The following is a 21957-nucleotide window of genomic DNA, read 5'->3' on the forward strand; positions in this document are numbered from 1 at the left end:
TCGGGACGGTGGTCAGGGGCGGCGCTCGGCGGCTCGGCGTACCAGGGCCTCCAGCGCCCGGAACCAGGTCTCGGCCAGGTCCCGGACCTGCTCCTCGGTGAGGAGTCCGGCCGCGTAGGCCCAGTGGGCGCTGAGTTCGGGGCCCTCGGGGCGGTCCTCGGTGAGGGCGTTGAGGGTCAGGGCGTGGGACATCGGCATGCCGGGGTCGGCGTCGAGGTCGGCGGCGGACTCCTCGGCCGCGTAGGACCAGTCGGCGGCCTCGGGGCGGTCGAAGCGGCCCATGTAGTTGAACTCGATCTGTGGATCGTCGAGTTGGGCGAGCCGGGGTCCGGTCTCCGGGTTGAGGTGGCGCAGCAGGCCGTGGCCGATCCCGGCCGCCGGAAGGGCGGCGAGGTGCTCCCGTACGCGGGACAGGGCCGCTTCCAGTCCGGTGCTGTCCGGGCCGGGGTCGAGCCGGACCGGTGCGACGCTGGTGAACCAGCCGACGGTACGGGACAGGTCGGCGTCGCCCGCGATCTCCTCCTCGCGGCCGTGCCCCTCCAGATCCACCAGCACGGGCCCGCCGGGGCGGTCGGCGCCCAGGACGCGGGCCCGCCAGTCGCCCACGGCCAGGGCGAACGCGGTGAGCAGCACGTCGTTGACACCGGCGCCGAACGCGGCCGGGGCGCGGCTGAGCAACGGCTCGGTGATCTCGGTGGGCAGGGTCAGGGAGAGGTACCGGGTGGTGGCGACGGTGTCGCGGGCCGGGTCCAGCGGGCGGGCCAACGGCAGCCCCGCGCCCTCGGCCAGGGTGCGGGTCCACCAGGGCAGCTCGTCCTCGGTGGCGGGCTCGGCGGCCCGGCGCTCCAGCAGCCGCGCCCAGCGGGCGAACGACAGCTCCACGGGGGCGAGTTCGGGGACACGGCCCTCCCGCACGGCGGTCCACGCGGCGGCGAGGTCGGGCAGCAGGGTCCGCCAGGAGACGCCGTCGATCACCAAGTGGTGGACGAGGATCAGCAGCCGCCCCGGCTCACCTGGCCCGGCGTCGAACCAGACGGCCCGCACCATCGCCCCGCCCTCGGGATCGAGCCCGTCGCGGGCCGTCCCGGCGTACCGCGCGATGGTGGCCCGCAGGGCGGTCTCGTCCGCGCCCCGCACATCCGCTCGGGTCAGCCAGGCGCGGGCGTCGGTGGCCGGCGGCACGTGGAGCGCGGGCGCCGGGGTACGGACGAGCCGGGCCCGGAGCATGTCGTGCCGCTGGGCCAGCGCGTCGAGGACGGCCAGCAGACCGGGTTCGGTGAGATCGGCGGGGGTGCGCAGCAGCGCGGCCTGGTGATAGGCGGCGAAGGGTCCGCCGCGCTCCACCAGGGCCCGCATGATCGGGGTGAGCGGAACGGTTCCGGTGCCGTCGTCGTGGCTGGCGTGCCGCTGACCGGGGTCGAGGGTGACGGCGACGGCGGCCAGGGCGGCGACCGTGCGGTGCCGGAAGACCTGGCGCGGGGTGATCCGCAGCCCGCCGGTACGGGCGCGGGCCACGAGCTGCATGGCGACGATGCTGTCCCCGCCGAAGGCGAAGAAGTCGTCGTCCGTGCCGACTCCCTCGGCGGGCAGGCCGAGGGTCTCCGCGAACAGGTCGCGCAGGGTGCGCTCGGTGTCGTTCTCCGGGGCGCGTCCTCCCCCGGCGAAGGTGGGTGCGGGCAGGGCGGCCCGGTCGAGCTTGCCGTTGGACAGCGACGGCAGCCGGTCCAGCACCACCACGGCGGCCGGGACCATGTAGTCGGGCAGGGTGGCGGCGGTGTGCGCGCGCAGCTCGGCCGGTTCGACCGTCATGCCGTCGCGGGGGACGGCGTAGGCGATCAACTGCCGGATGCCGGGCCGGTGTTCGCGGGCCACCACGACCGAGTGCGCGACGGCCGGGTGGGTGTCCAGCGCGGCCTCGATCTCCGCGAGTTCCACGCGGTAGCCCCGGATCTTGACCTGGTCGTCGGAGCGCCCGGCGAACTCCAGCAGGCCGTCCTCGGTCCAGCGGGCCAGGTCCCCGGTGCGGTACATCCGGGCGCCGGGCGCGCCGAAGGGGTCGGCCACGAAGCGTTCGGCGGTGAGTTCCGGGCGGCCGAGGTAGCCGCGGGCGAGGCCGGGTCCGGACAGATACAGCTCGCCGGTGACGCCGGGCGGGACCGGGCGCAGGGCGGTGTCGAGCACATAGGCGCGGGAGTGGTGGACGGCCCGGCCGACGACCGGGCGGGCGCTGTCGCGGACGTGGCCGACCAACGCGTCCACGGTGGCCTCGGTGGGCCCGTACAGGTTGACCGCCTCGGTGTGCGGGAGCGCGGCAAGCCGCGTCCACAGCGACTCCGGTACGGCCTCGCCGCCGAACCCGACCAGGGCGAGCGGGCAGTCCCCGTCGGGGCCGATCAGGCCGCTGTCGGCCATGCGGGCGAGCAGGGACGGGGTGACCTCGATGAAGTCGATGCCGTGCTCGCGGATGAAGGCGGCGAGGAGTTCGGGGTCGCGGCGGGTCTCGTCGTCGGCGATGTGCAGGGCGTGGCCGTCGAGCAGCCAGAGCTGGGGCTGCCAGGAGGCGTCGAAGGAGAACGACCAGGCGTGGCCGACCCGCAGATGGTCGCGCCCGGTGCTGCGGCGGGCGGCTTGGTGCAGGTCGTGGCGGTGGCTGTGGAAGAGGTTGGCGAGACCGCGCTGGGTGACGACGACACCCTTGGGGCGGCCGGTGGAGCCGGAGGTGTGGATGACGTAGGCGGGGTGGTCGGGGGCGGGTGCGGTGGGCTCGGCCTGCGGGAGGCCGTCCGTGGGGGCGTCCAGGAGCAGGACGGGGGTGTCGGTGGCGGGCAGGGCGGTGTCCTCGGTGGTGAGGATGAGCACCGGGCGGGCGTCGGTGAGCATGCCGGTCAGCCGGGTGTCGGGCAGGTCCGGGTCGAGGGGCAGATAGGCGGCGCCCGACTTCAGTACGGCCAGGATGGCGGCGATGTGGTCGGCGGTGCGGGGCAGGGCGAGGGCGACGATGCGCTCGGGCCCGGCGCCCTGTCCGGCGAGGAGGCGCGCCAACGCGTCGGTACGGGCGTCGAGTTCGGCGAAGGTCCAGGTGGTGCGGCCGTCGGTGACGGCGACCTCGTCGGGGCTCGCGGCGACCTGGGCGGCGAACAACTCCGGCACGGTGCCGAGGCGTTCGGCGGCGGGCAGCGCGTTGTCGTTCCACCGGTCCAGCACGGTGTGCCGGTCCTCGGGGCCGAGGAGGTCGAGCCTGCCGACCGGGCCGTCCGGGTCGGCGGCCATGCCGGTGAGGAGGTGGGCCAGGGCGTCGGTGACGCGGCGCACGGTGGCCGCCTCGAAGAGGTCGGGGCGGAACTCGGCGGTCAGGCGCAGCCGTTCGGCGGGCTCGACGGCCCAGGCCAACGGGTAGTGGGTGGAGTCCCGGTGGTCGCGGATGGTCGCGCGGGGCGCCTCGCCGTCCTCGGCACTGTCCGCCACGGGGTACGACTCGAACACCACCAGGGTGTCGAAGAGTTCACCGAGTCCGGTGGCGCGCTGGATGTCGGCCAGCCCGAGATACTGGTGCCCGATGAGCCGGGACTGCTCGTCCTGGAGCCGGGCCAGCAGCTCGGCCGTGCTCTCCTGGGCGCGCAGCCGGACCCGCACCGGCACGGTGTTGATGAACAGGCCGATCATCGCCTCGGACCCGGCGAGTTCGGGCGAACGTCCGGCGACGGTGGCCCCGAAGACCACGTCGTCCCGCCCGGTGAGCCAGCCCAGCAGCACCCCCCAGGCGGCCTGCACCAGGGTGTTGAGCGTGACACCCCGGCTCCGCGCGAACGCCTCCAGCGCCGCCGTGCGGTCGGCGTCCAGCTCCACGGTGTGGGTGTGCGGGACGGCGGCGGCCCGGTCGGGGTCGGCGGGCGCGAGCCGGGTGGGCTCGGCGAGCCCGGCGAGGGCGTCGGCCCACGCGGCGGCGGAGACGGCCGGGTCCTGCGCGGCCAGCAGCCGCAGATGCGCGCGGTACGGGGCGGGCGGGGCCGGGGTGCGGCCCTCGTAGCGTGCCCACAGTTCGGCGGTGAGCAGCGGCAGCGACCAGCCGTCGAGCAGCAGGTGCTGGTGGGAGAGGACGAGCCGGTGCCGGCCGGGCCCGGTCCGGGCGAGCAACAGCCGCAGCAGCGGCGGCCGTTCGGGGTCGAACCGGCGCCGCTCCTGACCGAGCAGCCGCTCCCAGTCGGCCTCGGCCGCACCGGTGAGGTCGAGCTGCCGCCAGGGCAGTACGGCGGTGCGCGGGACGACGGCGACGGGGCGCCCGGAGGACAGGTGCCGGAAGCCGCTGCGCAGGTTCTCGTGGGCGTCGAGCACGCCCTGCGCGGCGGCGCGCAGCCGGTCGGCGTCGAGAGGGCCTTCGAGGTCGTAGGAGACCTGGACGGTGTACACGTCCGGTCCCTCGTCCCCGGAGTCGAGGACGGCGTGGAAGAGCAGCCCGGCCTGGAGCGGGGAGACGGGCAGGACCTCGGTGCCGGGCGGCAGGGCGGCGAGTTCGGCGCGCTCGGTGTCGGTGAGGTCGGGCAGCAGCGGGGTGTCGTCGGCCCGGTGCTCGGAGGCGGTGGTGGCGACGGCGGCCAGTCCGGCGGCCGACTTGTGCCGGAACACGTCACGCGGGCTGAACGCCAGCCCGGCGGCACGGGCCCGCGCGACGAGCTGCATGGCGACGATGCTGTCCCCGCCGAGCGAGAAGAAGTCGTCCTCCACGCCCACCCGTTCGAGCCCGAGCACCCCCGCGACGAGGGCGCACAGCGTCTCCTCCCGCTCGGTGCGCGGCCGGGTGCTCGTGACCTCCGCGGCGAAGTCCGGCGCGGGCAGGGCACGGCGGTCGAGCTTGCCGTTGGGGGTGAGCGCGAGGGTGTCCAGCAGGACGACGGCGGCCGGGACCATGTGGCCGGGCAGGGTGGTGGCGGTGTGCCCGCGCAGCTCGGCGGGGTCCGGGTGGGCACCCTCGGCGGCCACGGCGTACCCCACGAGCCGGTCCTCGCGCAGCACGACGACGGCCTGGGCGACGTCCGCGTGCGTGGTGAGCGCGGCCTCGATCTCACCGAGTTCGATACGGAAGCCGCGCAGCTTCACCTGGTCGTCGACCCGGCCGAGGTATTCCAGCTCCCCGGCCGGGGTCCAGCGGGCGAGGTCGCCGGTGCGGTACATCCGGGCGCCGGGGCCGCCGAAGGGGTCGGCCACGAAGCGCTCGGCGGTCAGGCCCGGCCGGTTGAGGTAGCCGCGGGCCAACTGAGCGCCCGCCAAATAGAGTTCACCGGTCACACCGGGCGGCACCGGCCCGAGACCCGCGTCGAGCACGTAGGCGCGGGTGTTCCACACCGGCCGGCCGATCGGCACGGTGGTCGCATCGGGGCCGATCTCGGTCGCCGTGACGTCGACGGACGCCTCCGTGGGCCCGTACAGGTTGTGCAGGCGGCTGCCGGGCAGTACGCGGTGGAACCGGGCCGCGAGCGGTGCGGGCAGGGCCTCGCCGCTGGACATCACCTGGCGCAGTCCGGTGCAGTGCGCGGCGGCGGGCTCGTCCAGGAAGGCGCGCAGCATGGACGGCACGAAGTGGGCGGTGGTGACGCCCTGTTCGCGGATCAGGGCGGCCAGGTAGGCGGGGTCCTGGTGCCCCTCGGGGCGGGCCACGACCAGGGTGGCGCCGGTGATCAGCGGCCAGAAGAACTCCCACACCGACACGTCGAACCCGGCCGGCGTCTTCTGGAGCACCCGGTCCTCACCGGTCAGCCGGTAGGCGTCCTGCATCCACAGCAGCCGGTTGGCGATGCCCGCGTGCGGGACGGTGACGCCCTTGGGGCGGCCGGTGGAGCCGGAGGTGTAGATGACGTAGGCGGGGTGGCGGAGGTCGTACGCGGTGGGCAGCGGGGCGTCGGCGGGGTGCTCGGGCGTGCCGTCCGCGTCGACGCGCAGGCGGGGGACGCCGGTCTCGGGGAGGTCGATGCCGTCGGCGGTGACCAGGCAGGCCGGGCCGGCGTCGGTGAGCATGTGGGCGAGCCGGTCGGCGGGGTGGCCGGGGTCGAGGGGCAGGTAGGCGGCGCCCGCGCGGTGCACGGCGAGCAGGGTGACGACCAGGGCCGGGGAACGCGGCAGCGCGACGGCCACGGTGGTCTCGGCCCCGGCGCCGTGCGCGGCCAGGGTGCGGGCGAGGCGGTCCACCCGCTGGTCCAGCTCCGCGTAGGTGAGGGCGGTGCCCTCGAAGACGACGGCGGTGGCCTCGGGGGTACGGGCCGCCTGGGCGCCGAACAGCTCGGGCAGGGTGTCGTCGGGGACGGGCCGGGCGGTGTCGTTCCAGCAGGTGAGGACCAGCGCGCGTTCGTCGTCGCGGAGGACGTCGAGCGTGCCGACCCGGCGGCCGGGATCGGCGGCGGCCTGTTCCAGGAGGGACTCCAGCCGACGGGCGAGGAGCTGGACGGTGGGCTCGTCGAACAGGTCGGCGCTGTACTCGATCCAGCCCTGGATACCGTCCTCCTGCTCCACGAAGTCGAAGCTGAGGTCGAACTTGGCGCTGTCCTGGCCCACGGTCTCGCGGTGGGCGGTGAGGCCGGGCAGTACGGGCCCGTCGGTCCGGCCGGTGAGGTGGACGACCATCACCTGGAACAACGGGTGCCGGGCCAGGGAGCGTTCGGGGTTCAGCGCCTCCACCAGCCGCTCGAAGGGGAGGTCCTGGTGCTCGTAGGCGGCGAGGCCGGTCTCGCGGACGCGGGCGAGGAGTTCGGCGAAGGTCGGGCCGCCGGACAGATCGGTGCGCAGGACAAGGGAGTTGACGAAGAACCCGACCAGGTCCTCCAGCGACTCGTCGGCGCGGCCGGACACCGGGGCGCCGAGCGGGATGTCGTCACCCGCGCCGAGCCGGTGCAGCAGCGCGGCCACGGCGGCCTGGGCCACCATGAACATGCTGACCCCGTGATCGCGGGCGAGGGCACGGAGGGCGTGCGCCGACTCGATCGGCACGGTGAAGCCGACGGTACCGCCGCGCCCGCTGGACTCGGCCGGGCGGGGACGGTCGGTGGGCAGGTTCAGCTCGGCCGGAATGCCGGCGAGCGTGTCCGTCCAGTGGCCCAGCAGGTCGGCCTCGGTGGCCGCCAGCAAGTCGCGCTGCCACAGGGTGAAGTCGGCGTAACTCACCGGCAGCGGCGCCCAGTCGGGGGCCCTGCCCTCGGCGCGGGCCGCGTAGGCGGTGCCGAGGTCGGCGAGCAGCGGACGGTCGGACCACTCGTCGGTGGCGATGTGGTGGAGCAGGAGCAGCAGGACGTGCTCCTCGGGGCCGGCCTCGAACAGCACGGCCCGTACCGGGAGTTCCGCTGTCAGGTCGAAGGGATGCGCGGCCTCGGCCGCCAGGTCGTCACCGTCGAGCAACGGCACCCTGACCTCGTCCAGTACGCGCTGGTACGGGACCCCGTCCACCGCCGGGAACACGGTCCGCAGCGGGGTGTGCCGTGCGGCCACGTCGTTCAGGGCGGCTTGCAGGGCGTCCCGGTCCAGGGTGCCGGTGAGCCGCCAGACGGCCGGAATGTTGTAGGCGGGGTCGGGGCCGTTGACCTGGTGCAGCAGCCAGAGCCGCCGCTGGGCGGAGGACAGGGGCAGCCGCTCGGGGTGCGGGCGCCCGGTACCGAGGGCGGGCCGGGCGCCGGTGCGGGCCACGTCCAGGCGGGCGGCGAGCCGGGCCGGGGTCGGGGCGTCGAAGACCGCGCGCAGCGAGAGGTCGGCCCCGAGGGCGGCGCGGACCCGGCTGACCAGGCGCATCGCGGCCAGTGAGTGACCGCCGAGGGCGAAGAAATCGTCGTGGACGCCGACCCGCTCCCGACCGAGTACGTCGGCGAAGAGCCCGCAGAGGATCTCCTCGCGCGGGGTGCGCGGCAGGGCGCCGTCGGTACGGAAGTCGGGGTCGGGCAGCGCACGGCGGTCGAGCTTGCCGTTGGGGGTGAGGGGCAGCGCGTCGAGAGTGACGTAGGCGGCCGGGACCATGTGGGCCGGGAGGGTGGCCGCCACATGGGCGCGCAGCACAGCCGTGTCCAGCGTTCCATGGTCCGGGACCACATAGGCGACGAGCGCCTGATCGCGTACGACGACCGCCGCGCCGGTGACGGACGGGTGGGCGGTGAGCACGGCCTCGATCTCGCCGGGCTCGACCCGGAAGCCGCGCACCTTGGCCTGGTCGTCGGTACGGCCCAGGTACTCGAGCGCACCGTCCGCCGTCCAGCGGGCCAGGTCCCCGGTGCGGTACATCCGGGCACCGGGCCCGCTGAAGGGGTCGGCCACGAAGCGTTCGGCGGTCAAGCCCGGTCGGTCCAGGTATCCACGGGCCAACTGCACGCCTGCCAAGTACAGTTCACCGGCCACGCCGGGCGGTACCGGCTTCAGCCCGGCGTCCAGGACGTAGGTGCGGGTGTTCCACACCGGGCGGCCGATCGGCACGGTGGTCGCGCCGGGGCCGATCTCGGTCGCCGTGACGTCGACGGACGCCTCGGTGGGGCCGTAGAGGTTGTGGAGACCGGCGGTCAGCACCTCGTGGAAGCGGCGGGTGAGGGCGGCGGGGAGCGCCTCGCCACTGCACATCACCCGGCGCAGCCCGGTGCACTCGGCGACGGACGGCTCCTCCAGGAAGAGCTGAAGCATGGACGGGACGAAGTGGACCGTGGTGACGCCCTGTTCACGGATGAGCCGGGCCAGGTAGGCAGGGTCCCGGTGCCCCTCGGGCCGGGCGACCACCAGCGTGGCGCCGGTGATCAGCGGCCAGAAGAACTCCCACACCGACACGTCGAAGCTGGACGGCGTCTTCTGGAGCACGCGGTCCTCGCCGGTCAGCCCGTATGTGTCCTGCATCCACAGCAGCCGGTTGACGATGCCCACATGTGGCACGACCACACCCTTGGGGCGGCCGGTCGAGCCGGAGGTGTAGATGACGTACGCGGGGTTGCGGGGGTCGTACGACGTGGGCAGGTCGGCCTCGGGGCCGGTGGGCAGGGCGTCGCGGATCACACAGACCGGGCGGGCGTCCTCGACCATGAGGGCGAGGCGGTCCGCCGGGTAGTCGGGGTCCAGCGGGAGGTAGGCCGCCCCGGCGCGGTGGGTGGCGAGCAGGGCGACGACGAGGTCCACCGAGCGCGGCAGGGCGACGGCCACCGTCCGCTCGGGCCCGGCGCCCAGGCCGGCCAGCACGCGGGCGGTGCGCTCCACGCGGGCGTCCAGCTCGGCGTACGTCAGCCGCTCACCCTCGAAGACCAGCGCGGTGGCGTCCGGGGTGCGGGCGGCCTGGGCGCGGAACAGCTCGGGCAGGGTGTTCGCGGCGACGGGCCGGGCGGTGTCGTTCCAGTCGCCAAGGACACGCCTCCGCTCAGCCTCTTCCAGTACGTCCAACTCCCGTACCGGCAGCGAGGGTTCAGCGGCTGTCTGCTCCAGCAGCCGCAGCATCCGCCCCGCGAGCCGCTCGACCGTGGCGGCGTCGAACAGGTCGGTCGCGTACTCCAGCAGCAGGACGATGCCGTCCGCGCCGTCGACGAAGGTGAAGTGCAGGTCGAACTTGGCGGCGCCGGTGTCCATGTCGTACCACTCGGCGGGCAGCCCGAGGAGGGTGGCGGGGTCGCCGTCGGGGCGGTGGTGGTAGCCCATCATCACCTGGAACAGCGGGTTGCGCCCGGCCACGCGCGGTGGGTTGACGGCCTCCACGACCCGGTCGAAGGGGAGGTCCTGGTGCTCGAAGGCGGCGAGTGACGACTCCCGCACCCGGCCGAGGAGTTCGGCGAAGGTGGGGTCGCCGGACAGGTCGGTGCGCAGGACGAGGGTGTTGACGAAGAAGCCGACCAGGTCGTCCAGTTCGCTGTCGGTGCGGCCCGCGATGGGGGCGCCGAGGGGGATGTCGTCGCCGGCGCCGAGCCGGTGCAGCAGCGCGGTGGTGGCGGCCTGGAGCAGCATGAACATGCTGGTGCCGGTGGCGGCGGACAGCTCACGCAGCGCGTGCCCGGTCTCCTCGGGCACCGCCCGCCGTACGACCGCTCCCCGCCCGGTGGGCTCGGCGGGGCGCGTCCGGTCGAGCGGCAGCGGCAGCTCCTCCGGGAGCCCGCTCAACACCTCGGTCCAGTAGGCGGTCTGCTGTTCCCCGAGCTGCCCGAGGAGCTGTTCCTGCCAGAGCGTGTAGTCGGCGTACTGGACCGGCAGCGGAGCCCACTCGGGGGCGGTGCCGGCCGCGCGGGCCGCGTACGCGGTGTCCAGGTCGGCCAGGAAGGGCCGGTCGGACCACTCGTCGGTGGTGATGTGGTGCAGCACGACCGCGACCACATGGTCCTCGGCGCCGATCCGGAACACCTCGGCGCGCAGCGGGAGTTCACGAGTCAGGTCGAACGGCCGGCGCTGCGCGGCGGCGATCAGCGCGGGCAGGCCGTTCTCCGTGGCGTCGGTCACCGTGCACGGCACCTCGGCCTCCTCGACGGAGAGGACGCGCTGGTACGGCTCGCCCTGGTACTCACCGACGAGGGTGCGCAGCGATTCGTGGTGGGCGGCGACATCACGCAGCGCCGCCCGCAGCGCGGGCAGGTCCAGCGGGCCGCGCAGCCGCAGCACGAGCGGGAAGTTGTACGCCACTCCCCCGGCCTGCTCCGCGAGCCGGTCGACCAGCCAGAGCCGCCGTTGCGCGGCCGACAGCGGGACCCGCTCGGGGCGTTCCGCAGCGGCCGTGAGCGGGGGCCGGGCGGGCTTGCCGTTGTCGGCGCGGCCCGCGAGCAGGGCCGGGGTGGGGGCCTCGAACAGGTCGCGGATGGCGAGTTCGGCGCTCAGGTCGGTGCGGGCGCGGCTGACCAGCCGGGTGGCGAGGAGCGAATGGCCGCCCAGGTCGAAGAAGTTGTCCTCGGCGCCGACCTCGGGCAGTCCCAGCACCTCGGCGAAGAGGCGGCACAGGACTTCCTCGCGCCGGGTGCGCGGCCCACGTCCGCCGCCGAGGGCGACGGCGGGTTCGGCGTCGGGCAGCGCGCGCACGTCGAGCTTGCCGTTGGCGTTCATCGGCAGGGTGTCGACGGTGACGAAGGCCGCCGGGACCATGTAGTCGGGCAGCTCACGGCCGAGTTCCTCGCGCAGCCTGCGCACCAGGGCGCTGGTCTCGCGTGCGGCGGTGGGGTCGTTGGCGTGGGGGCGGGTGCCGTCTGGCCGGAACAGCCCTGCGGTGAGGCGGGGTTCGGCGGGGAGGAACACCGCGTCGTAGGTGCCGGTCACCGTCGACCAGGTGGTGAGCACCCGCTGGCCGGACCCGGCGGCGAGGTGGTGCAGGTCCTCGGGGTCGACGCCACCCTCGGTGGTCCGCCCGTCGGGGATGCCGGTCACGCGCAGGCCCTCGGGCCGGGCGCCGCGCGGGCGGTCCCCGAAGCGTCCGGTGGTCGCGAGGATGCCGGTGAGCAGCTCACCGATGTCCTCGGTCGTACGGTTCCCGCGCACGAGGTCCCCCACGGCGTGGGCGGTGGTCCAGTCGACGGTCGGCAAGTCGCCGAGGTCCACGTCGGGTTCACCGGCGTGGAGGACGACGTCGTAGCGGTGCCGGGTGAGTTCGTTGTGGTGGTGGCCGCGCTTGGTGCGGAGGTCGACGCCGTGGCCGAGGGTGGTGAAGTAGTCGGGGTCGACCAGGAGTTCCTTCTCCAGCCGCAGCCCGCGCTCCACCGCCCGCTCCAGGTCCTCGTCGGCGGTGCCCCGGGCGCGCTGGATCTCGGTGTGGAAGACGCGGGCGTGCCGCAGGTTGCGTACGTCACCGACGAAGAGGGCGCCGCCGGGCGCGAGCAGGTCGAGGGCACCGCGCAGCACGCCGGTCAGGTGGTCGAGGCTGGGGAAGTACTGGACGACGGAGTTGATGACGATGGTGTCGAAGTAGCCGGCCGGCAGCCCGCTCAGGTCCTCGGCGGGCCGGCAGCGGAGTTCCACCTTGGCGGCCAACTCCGGCTCCCGGCGCAGCTCTTGGCCGATCTTGCGGATGACGGGGGCGGCGAAGTCGGTCGCCCAGTAAGCCTCGGCCTCCGGGGCGAGCCGGGAGAGCAGGAGGCCGGAGCCGACGCCGATCTCCAGGACGCGGCGGGGGTTCAGGGAGCGGATGCGGGCGAGGGTCGCCTCGCGCCACTCGTGCATCTCCTCGAAGGGGATGGGCCGGCCGTCGTAGGAGCTGTCCCAGCCGGCGTACTCCTCGGTGAAGACGGCGGTGCCGATCTCCTCGTATTCGTCGGAGTAGATCTCCTGCCACTCCCCCACCTGCGCGGCCTCGGCGGCGGTGCGGTCGTCGGTGCCCGCGGGGGCGGGGACGACGTAGCCGACGAGGCGTTCGTCGCGGACCACGACGGCGGCCTGGGCGACCTGGGGGTGGCGGCTGAGGGCGGCCTCGATCTCGCCGGGTTCGATGCGGTAGCCGCGGATCTTGACCTGGTCGTCGGTGCGGCCGAGGAAGTCCAGGTTGCCGTCCGGGTTCCGGCGCACCAGGTCGCCGGTGCGGTACATGCGCTCGCCGGGCGCGCCGAAGGGGTCGGCGACGAAGCGTTCGGCGCTGAGCGCGGGCCGGCCGAGGTAGCCGCGGGCCAGCCCGATCCCGGCGATGTACAGCTCGCCGGGCACGCCCTCGGGTACGGGGCGCAGCCAGGCGTCCAGGATGTGGGCGCGGGTGCCCCGGATGGGGCGGCCGACGGTGGGGGTGGCGCTGTCCAGGGTGCCGCCGCCGAGGGTGTTGATCGTGTACTCGGTGGGCCCGTACAGGTTGTAGCCGTACGTGCCCTCGGTGTCCCGCAGCGCCGTCCACACCGTCTCCGGCACGGCCTCGCCGCCGAGCAGCACCAGCGGGGGTACGTGGCCTTCGAGGAGGCCCTGTTCGATCAGCAGGCGGGCGTAGGTGGGGGTGACGTTGACGACGTCGACCCGGTGCCGTTCGCAGTAGGCGACCAGCGCCTCGGCGTCACGGCGCAACTCCTCGTCGCAGACGTGCACTTCATGTCCCTCGACCAGCCAGAGCAGCTCTTCCCAGGACATGTCGAAGGCGAAGGACACGGTGTGCGCGATGCGCAGCCGCCGCCCGCCCGCCGAGGCGATGGCCGGCGCGAAGATCTCCTTCTGGTGATTGAGCTGCATGTTGGTCAGGCCCCGGTACGGCGTGACGACACCCTTGGGGCGGCCGGTGGAGCCGGAGGTGTAGATGACGTACGCGGGGTGGCCGAGGCTGAACCGGCGCCGCACCGGGGTGTCCGGCCGTCCGGCCAGGTCGGCGCGCGTGTCGGGGTCGTCGAGCAAGATCCGGGGTGTGTCGGCGTCGAGCGTGGCGGAGACCGCGCCGGTGGTGAGCAGGAGCAGCGGCCGGGCGTCGGCGAGCATCCCGGACAGCCGGTCGGCGGGGTGGTCCAGTTCCAGCGGCAGATATGCGGCGCCGGTGCGCAGGACCGCGAAGAGGGCGACGACGGTGTCCAGGGAGCGCGGCAGCCCGAGGGCGACGATCCGCTCCGGACCTGCGCCCCGCTCGATGAGCAGCCGCGCCAACCGGTTGACGGAGGCGTCGAGTTCGGCGTACGTCAGCGTCTGCTCGCCGCACACCAGGGCGCGGGCGTCCGGGGTGCGGGCGGCCTGGGCGGCGAGGAGGTCGGCGATGGTGTCCTCGGGCTCGGGGACCCGGCTCGCCTCCTGTTCGCGGCGCAGGGCGGTGTGCTCGGCGGGCAGCAGCGGGTCCAGCGAGCCGACCGGGGCGTGGAGGTCGGTGGTGAGCCGGTCCAGGAGCAGAGTGAACCGGTCGAGCAGCGCGCGGGCCCGGTCGGCGGGGACGAGGTCGGGCCGGTGGGTGAGGGTGACGGTGATGCGGTGGCCGGGGGTGACGACGAGGTTGGCCGGGTAGTGGGTGGCGTCCACGTTGGCGACGGCGGTGGCGCCGTGCCGGGTGCGGAGCCCGTCGAGGCGTTCCTCGGTGTCGTTGTTGCGCAGCACGAAGAGGGTGTCGAACAGCTTGCGGTGCCCGGTCTCGGCCTGGAGCACGCCGAGGCTGAGGTGTTCGTAGGGCATGAGGTCGAGGCGTTCGCCCTGGATGCGGTGCAGCAGCCCGAGGACCGGCTCGGCGGGGTCGAGCGCGATGCGGGTGGGGACGGTGTTGAGGAAGAGGCCGATGATGTCGCCGACGTGCGGGACCTCGCTGGGCCGTCCGGCGACGGTGGTGCCGAAGACGACGTCGGCACGGCCGGTCGCGGTGGCGAGGGTGAGCCCCCAGGCCGCGTTGAGCAGGGTGTTCAGGGTGAGGCCGTGCGCGCGGCCGGTGTCCCGCAGCCGTTCGCCCAGCTCGGCGCTCAGGTGGGTGTCGAGCTGGTCGGGGATGACCGGTTCGAGGCCGTCGGGGGCGGTCGGCGCGAGGAGGGTGGGCTCGTCCAGTCCGGCGAGCGCGGTGCGCCAGGCGGCGGTGGCCTCGGTGTCGTCCTGGGCGGCGAGCCAGGTGAGGTAGTCGCGGTAACTGCCGGGCGCGGCAAGGGAGCTGGGGTCGCCGCCGGTCTCGTAGAGCCCGAACAGCTCGTCCAGGAAGAGCCAGGCGGACCAGCCGTCCCAGAGGATCAGATGGCGTCCGATGACGAGCCGGTCGCCACGCTCCGCGCCGAGCCGCAGCAGGAGCAGCCGGAACAGCGGCGGCTTGGACAGGTCGAACTTGCGGGACCGCTCGGCGCCGGTCAACTCGGCCACTCGGGCGTCCTGTTCGGCGGGCGTGAGCCGGGAGAGGTCGACCGTCTCCAGCGGGATCTCCGGGTCCGCGACGATGAACTGCACCGGCTGGTCGAGGCCGTCGCTGGTGAAGCCCGCGCGCAGGCCGGGGTTGCGGTCGAGCAGGGTGCGGACGGCGGCGCGCAGCCGGGTGGTGTCCAGCGGGGTGGCGAAGTCGAAGGTCTCGTGGACGGTGTAAACGTCGAGGGCACCCTCGTCGTACGCCGAGTGGAAGAACAGGCCCTCTTGGAGCGGGGCCAGCGGCCAGACGTCGGCGACCTCGGCCGGGGCGGCCAGGGCGCGGACGCGGGCGTGTTCGGCGTCGGTGAGCGTGAAGGCGGCGGCCGTAGCGGCCGGGGTTTCGCTCGTGGTGCCGGTCCCGGCGGCGAGGGCGGCCGGGGTGCGGTGGGTGAAGACGTCACGGGGGCTGACGTCGAGACCGGCCGCGCGGGCGCGGGCCGCGACGCCGATGGAGCTGATGCTGTCGCCGCCGAGCCGGAAGAAGTCGTCGTCCGGGCCGACGTCCGCGATGCCGAGGACGGCCGCGAAGATCCCGGTCAGCGCCTGCTCCACGGGCCCGGCGGGCTCTCGGCGGACGGCGCGTTCGGCCTCGGGGGCGGGCAGCGCGGCCTGGTCGAGCTTGCCGCTGGGGGTGAGCGGGAGGTCGTCCAGGACGACGTACGCCTCCGGGACCAGCGGCGCGGGCAGGGCCCCCGCGAGGGCTGCGCGCAGTTCGGCGGCGTCGACGGTGGCGCCGGGTACGGGGACTGCGTAGGCGACGAGGCGGTGGTCGCGGACGACGACCGCGCCTCGGGCGACGGCCGGGTGCCGGGTCAGGGCGGCCTCGATCTCGCCGGGCTCGATCCGGTTGCCGCGCAGCTTGACCTGGCGGTCGGTGCGGCCGAGGTAGTCGAGGGTGCCGTCGGCGCGGCGGCTCACCAGGTCACCGGTGCGGTACATCCGGGTGCCGGGCGTCCCGTAGGGGTCGGCCACGAAGCGGTCGGCGGTCAGCGCGGGGCGCCGGTGGTAGCCGCGGGCCAACTGGACGCCGGTGAGGTACAGCTCGCCGGGGACGCCGTCGGGTACCGGGCGCAGGCAGCAGTCCAGGACGCGCAGGCCGGTGTTCCACACGGGCCGGCCGATGGGCACGACGGTGTCGGGGGCGTCGTCGCAGGCGTGGTGGGTGACGTCGACGGCGGCCTCGGTGGGCCCGTACAGGTTGTGCAGCGGGACCCCGGTCAGCGCGCGCCAGCGGCGGGCGGCGGCGCCGGACAGCGCCTCGCCGCTGCTGAACACGCGGCGCAGGCCGGCCGCCCAGGCGGGGTCGGCGGTGACCTCGTCGGAGGCGAGGAACGCCTCCAGCATCGAGGGCACGAAGTGCAACGTGGTCACGCCCGCGTCCCGGATGAGCCTGGCCAGGTAGACGGGGTCGCGGTGCCCGTCCGGCGCGGCGAGGACCACGGTGGCGCCCTCGCACAGCGCCCAGAAGAACTCCCACACCGACACGTCGAACCCGGCCGGGGTCTTCTGGAGCACCCGGTCACCGGCGTCGAGCCCGTACGCGCCCTGCATCCACGCCAGCCGGTTGACGATGGCCCGGTGGGTGACGACGACACCCTTGGGGCGGCCGGTGGAGCCGGAGGTGTAGATGAGGTAGGCGGGGTCGTCGGGGCGGGCGGGGTCCGAGGGCGGAACATCCCCGAGGGGTTCCTCCGTACGGTCGTCCACCATGAGCACGTCGAGCCCGTCGGCCTCGGGCAGCCGTCCGGCGTCTCGGGTCGTGGTGAGGACGGTGGTCGCGCCCGAGTCGGCCAGGGTGTACGCCAGCCGGTCGGCGGGATAGTCCAGGTCGAGCGGCAGATACGCCGCCCCCGCCTTCAGCACGGCCAGCAGCGCCACCATCAGCTCGGCCGACCGCGGTACGGCGACGGCGACGAACCGCTCCCGTCCGATACCCCGCGCCCGCAGCCGCGCCGCCAAGTGCTCGGCCTGGGCGTCGAGTTCGGCGTAGGTCAGCGTGCTGCCCTCGTACACGACGGCGGTGGCCTCCGGGGTGCGGGCGGCCTGCGCGGTGATGGCGGCGGCGAGCGTGGTGTCCGGGACCGTACGGGTCTCCCCCGCCGGGTGGGCGTGGGCCAGCTCGCGCGGGGTGAGCAGGGTGAGGTCCGCGACGCGGGTGCCGGGGTCGTCGGCGAGGGCGTGCAGCAGCAGGGTGAGCCGGTCGGCGAGGGCCTGCACGGCCTCTGCGTCCAGGCGCCGGGTGTGGTGCTTGAGCCGGAGGTCGAGCCGGCGGCCGGGCTTGACGATGAGGGCCAGCGGATAGTGCACGGCATCGTGGAACGCGTGCCCGGCGACGGCGACCGTTCCGCTCGGATCGGTGATGCCCGAAGTCCCCTCGCCACCGGGGTAGTTCTCGAACACCACGAGGGTGTCGAAGAGTTCACCCCCGCCCGTGTGCCCTGCGGCACGCTGGATGTCGGCGAGACCGAGGTGCTGGTGGTCCAGGAGGGCGCTCTGCTCCTCCTGCAGCCGGTCCAGCACCGCGCCCAGCGTGTCACCGGGCGCCCAGCGCAGGCGGGTCGGCAGGGTGTTGATGAACAGGCCGATCATCGACTCGATACCGTCCACGGCGGCATCGCGCCCGGCGACGGTCGTACCGAAAACCACATCCTGATGATCCGTCAGGCATCCGAGCAGCAGACCCCACGCCCCCTGGACGAGGGTGCCCAGCGTGACTCCGCGCTCGCGGGCGCGGGCGGCGAGACGGGCGGTGACGCGCTCGGTCAACTCCACCCGGATCTGCGCCGGTTCGACGGGTCCGGGACCGGCCGGGGTGCGCACCAGCAGGGTCGGTTCCTCGACCCCGGCGAGCGCGTCGGCCCAGGCCGCGCGGGCGGCCTCGCGGTCGGCGCCGGCGACACGGCGCAGGTAGGCCCGGTAGGGGGTGACCTCGGGCAACGGCTCGGGGCGTTCGCCGTACAGGGCGAGGAGTTCACGGTGGAGGACGGGCAGCGACCAGCCGTCGGCCACGATGTGATGGAACGTCAGGACGAGTCGGCTGCGCTCGTCCGTGAGCCGGATCAGCGCGCAGCGCATCAGCGGCGGCCGGGCGAGGTCGAAGCGCCGGGCCCGTTCACCGGCGGCGACGGCGTCGGCGCGGGCCTGCCGGGTGGCGGGGTCGGGCTCGGCGGTGAGGTCGGTCTCGTGCCAGGGCAGGGCGAGCCCGGACGCGATGATCTGGACCGGGCGCCCGTCGGGGGTCTGCCGGAAGCAGGCGCGCAGCGGGGCGTGCCGGTCCAGCAGCCGTTCGGCGGCGGCGCGCAGCAGGGTGCCGTCGACGGGGCCGGACAGCTCGATGACCTGCTGGACCACGTACGCGTCGTGTTCGGCGCCGTCGACCAGGGCGTGGAAGAAGAAGCCCTCCTGGAGCGGGCCGAGCGGGAGAACCTCCTCCACGGTGAGATCGGCGGCGATCTCCTCGGGTGCCGGGAGCCGCCAGGGCACCTCGGTCCCGGACTCCGTGGTGCCGGTGCGGGCCACGGTGGCGAGTTCGGCGGCGGTGCGGTGGCGGAACACGTCGCGCGGGGTCAGTTCCAGTCCGGCGCGGCGGGCCAGGACGATGAGGCGGACGGCCACGATGCTGTCGCCGCCGAGCGCGAAGAAGTCGTCGTCGGCGCCGACCGAGGGCATGTCCAGCGCGCGGGCGTACAGCTCGCACAGCAGCCGCTCCCGGGCGGTGGCCGGCGGGCGCCCGCCGGTGGCGAGGGTGCGGTCCGGGACGGGCAGCGCGGCGGCGTCCAGCTTGCCGCTGGGGGTGACGGGCAGCCGGTCCAGCGGGACGAAGGCCGCCGGGACCATGTAGTCCGGCAGCGAGCCGGCCGCGTGGGTGCGCAGGGCGGCCATGAGCGCGGTGACGTTGCGGAAGGGGGCCGGGCGGTTGGTGAGGGGGTGGCCGGTGCCCCTGCGGTACGGGGCCGGTGCGTCCTGGGAGGTGAAGAGGGCGTCGAGGGCGCCGTCCTCGGCGTCGCCGGCCCAGGTGAGGTGCGCGCGGCGGCCGTGCCGGGCGGCGATCTCGTGCAGGGTCTCGGGGTCGATGCCGTAGGGGCCGGTGGCGGTCCGGCTGCTGTCGTCCAGGGCGGCGAGGGCGCCGAGGTCGTCGGCGAGGCGGGCGTTGGGGATGCCGGTGACGCGCAGCGGGCGGTCGGTGGCGGCGAGCAGGTCGGCAAGGGCTTCGGGCGAGCCCAGGCCGGGCCAGGGCGTCTCGGGCACGTCGTGCGCGTGCGGAGTTCCCGGCCGCAGGACCACGTCATACCGGTAGCGGGTGAGTTCGTTGTGGTGGGTGCCGCGCTTGATCCGGATGTCGGCGGTGAAGCCGTCGAGGGCGGCGAAGTAGTCCGGGTCGACGAGGAGTTCGCCCTCCCAGGCGACCGCCCGGTCCACGGCGGCGCGCAGCGCCTCCTTGTCGTCGCCCTCGGCCCGGTGCCCCTCGACGGCGGCGCTCAGGGTGCGCAGCAGCCGCAGATTGCGCACATCCCCGATGAACAGGGCACCGCCGGGCGCGAGCAGGGTGGCCGCGTCCCGGAGCACACCGGTGAGGTAGTCGCCGCCGGGGAAGTACTGGACGACGGAGTTGACGACGACGGTGTCGAAGTATCCCTCGGGCAGCCCGGCGAGGTCGTGCGCGGGCCGCGCCAACAGGGTTACCCGGTCCGCCAGTTCCGGCACCTCCGCCACCTGTGCGGTCAGCGCGCGTACGGCCTCCTCGGAGAGGTCGGTGCCCCAGTACGCCTCGCAGTCCGGGGCGAGCCGGGACAGCAGCAGGCCGCTGCCGACACCGATCTCCAGCACGCGGCGGGGGCGCAGTTCCCGGATGCGGGCGACGGTCGCCTCGCGCCACTCGCGCATGTCCGCGAGCGGGATGGGCTGCCCGTCGTACATGCTGTTCCAGCCCGCGAAGTTCTCCGCGAAGTCCTCGGCGCCGGCCGCCGAGTACAGCAGTTCGTGCAGGTCCTTCCAGTCCTCGACGCCTCCCTCGGCGGGAGCGTCCAGGGCGGGGACGACGTAGGCGGCCAGGCGGCGCTCGCCGGGCCGGTCCTCGCGGACGACGACGGCGGCCTGGTCGACGGCCGGGTGGGCGCGCAGGACGGACTCGATCTCGCCGGGCTCGATCCGGAAGCCCCGGATCTTGACCTGGCTGTCGGCGCGGCCGTGGAACTCCAGCCGCCCGTCGGCCTTCCAGCGCACCAAATCGCCGGTGCGGTAGAGCCGTTCGCCGGGGGCGCCGAAGGGGTCGGCGACGAAGCGCTCGGCGGTCAGGCCGGGCCGGCCGAGGTAGCCGCGCGCGAGTCCGGCGCCGCCGAGGTACAGCTCGCCGGTGACCCCGGCGGGCACGGGCCGCAGCCGGTCGTCGAGCACGTAGGCGCGGGTGCCGGGGTCGGGGACGCCGATGGGGACGATGGTGCCGGGCGGGGTGTGCGGGTCGCAGCGGCCGAGCGTGGAGTTGGTGGTGGCCTCGGTGGGGCCGTAGGCGTTGAACATCATCCTGCCGCCCGCGTACCGGCCGACCAGCTCGGGTGAGACGCGTTCGGTGCCCGCCAGGAGGGTTGCCTCCGGCGGGAGTTGGACGTCCTCGGGCAGCGCGGCCAGCAGGGCGGGGGGCAGGATCATGAAGGTGATGCCGTGCTCGCGGGCGTACTCGGCGAGGGGCTCGCCCGGCAGCCGGCGGTCGGCGGGGACGACGACGAGGCGGCCGCCGGAGAGCAGGCCGAGGCACAGGTCCCAGAAGGCCACGTCGAAGCTGGGCGAGGCGAACTGGAGCACCCGGCTGTGCGGGCCGATCCCGAACCGCTCGCGCTGGGTGGCGACGAGCTTGGCCACACCGGCGTGCGACAGGACGACGCCCTTGGGGCGGCCGGTGGAGCCGGAGGTGTAGATGACGTACGCAGCGTGCGCGGGCGTCAACTCGGCTGCCACGGCCGGGTCGTGAGTGGGGTGTTCTGCCAGTTCGGCGAGGGTCTGGAGGGCATCGAGGAGGAGCGGGTCGGTGCCGGGCGGCAGGTCGGGCAGCATCTCGGCGGTGGTGACCAGGCAGACCGGGCGGGCGTCGTCCAGCATGTAGGCGATGCGGTCGGCCGGGTAGTCGGTGTCGACGGGCAGATAGGCGGCGCCCGCCTTGAGGACGGCGACCTGCGCCACGATCATGTCGGCCGAGCGGGGTACGGCGAGCGCGACGACCTGCTCCGGACCGGCACCGCGTGCGACCAGGGCATGCGCCAACCTGGCTGCCTGAGCGTCGAGTTCGGCGTAGGTGAGGCGGACGTCCTCGTGGATGAGGGCCACTTCCTGGGCGCGGGCGGCGACTTGGCCGGCGAACATGCGCGGCCAGGTGTGCGCGGGCACGTCATGGGCGGTGTCGTTCCAGCCCGTGAGGATCTGGCGCCGCTCGTCGTCGGTGAGGAGGTCGAGGTCGGCCACGGCGGTCTCCGGGCGGGCCACGGCGTCCGCGAGGAGGGTGCGGTAGTGGCCGAGGATACGGTCGGCCGTGCCCGCGTCGAACAGGTCGGCACGGTGGTCGATCCGTACCGTGCCGTCGGCCACGGACAGCGCGAGGTCCAGTGGGCCGCCGTCGGCCCAGGGCGCGGGCCCGAACCCGGTGGCGCACAACACGCCCCCGCCTCGGGTCGGTTCGGGAGTGAGCAGCCGGAGCAGTTCGACGGTGGGCAGCCGGTGTTCCTCGGCCTCGGCCCGCGCTGCGGCGAGGCGTGCGCACAGCTTGGAGAAGGGAGCGCTGCCGTCCACGGTGATCCGCAGCGGAAGCCCGTCGTGGGCGAGGGTCACCTCGGTGGCGGGAGCCGCCGCGTACCGGTGCAGCAGGGCCACGAAGGCGGCGAGAAGGGTGTTCTCCCCTGCGTCGAGGCCGAGTTGAGACGTGCTCCGGGTGCGGGGTGCCGGGTCGGCGGTGCGGCTGGGGTAGGGCCGGTCGAGCGGCAACGGGGTCTCGGGTGCCGGTGCGGCGAATTTCCCCCGCCAGTACGCCTCCCGAGCCGGAGCCGGTACCGAGGAAGGTGCGTGAGAACGAAGCGAGTTGTCCGACACAGGCGCCCGTGCCTCCCCATAGGTGTGGAACGGCTCAGCGGAGCCGCGACCGCTCGCATAGTAAGGTGAGGTTTGCCTAACTCAACAGTCCCCCTTGCGGATTCGGCGGCCCATCTCACAGCGGCTGAGGTTATGCTCACCTAAGTCGCTGCCAGGGCT

At 74.4% G+C, this 21957-nt stretch carries 1 protein-coding gene; it reads right to left on the reverse strand.

What is annotated here, in order from left to right; translation table 11 throughout:
* Positions 1-12 precede the first annotated feature (12 nt).
* A complete protein-coding gene (locus E5083_RS17855) occupies positions 13-21693 on the reverse strand; it encodes a non-ribosomal peptide synthase/polyketide synthase (RefSeq protein WP_135786703.1) in 21681 nt (7226 codons plus the stop codon).
* Positions 21694-21957: the final 264 nt, after the last annotated feature.

Origin of the sequence: Streptomyces bauhiniae (assembly GCF_004784475.1) — a bacterium.
In the GTDB taxonomy this organism is placed as follows: domain Bacteria; phylum Actinomycetota; class Actinomycetes; order Streptomycetales; family Streptomycetaceae; genus Streptomyces; species Streptomyces seoulensis.